This is a genomic window from Bacillus sp. SIMBA_008 (assembly GCF_046535495.1).
GTDB classification, from domain to species: Bacteria; Bacillota; Bacilli; order Bacillales; family Bacillaceae; genus Bacillus; species Bacillus subtilis.
This window is the reverse complement of sequence record NZ_JAWRWL010000430.1, coordinates 1-273: the sequence shown is the minus strand read 5'-3', so window position 1 is coordinate 273 and position 273 is coordinate 1. Positions and strand designations below refer to the sequence as shown.

General features: G+C 37.4%; 1 pseudogene. It reads left to right on the top strand.

What is annotated here, in order from left to right:
- Positions 1-11: 11 nt before the first annotated feature.
- Positions 12-273: pseudogene (locus SB658_RS23890) on the top strand (peptidoglycan-N-acetylglucosamine deacetylase); the annotation flags it as partial.

Here is a 273-nt window from a genome sequence, read left to right as displayed (position 1 = left end):
GAAGGAAAATTATGCACAATGGAATTCGAATGACAACTTTAGTAAAAAGGGCTATGTTGATTTGCGCGGGGGTATTATTTACATACGAAGCGGCTTTAGGATCAACACATATTGCTCTAGCAAGTACAGAGGATAAAGCAAAATCTGTTCAACTTGTAAGTGAAATTCAATCATCTCTTGCACCGAAAGAAGCTCCAAAACAATATAATGGGCAAGTTAGAAAAGTCGCTTATTTAACATTTGATGATGGTCCTGGAAAATACACAGCTGAGC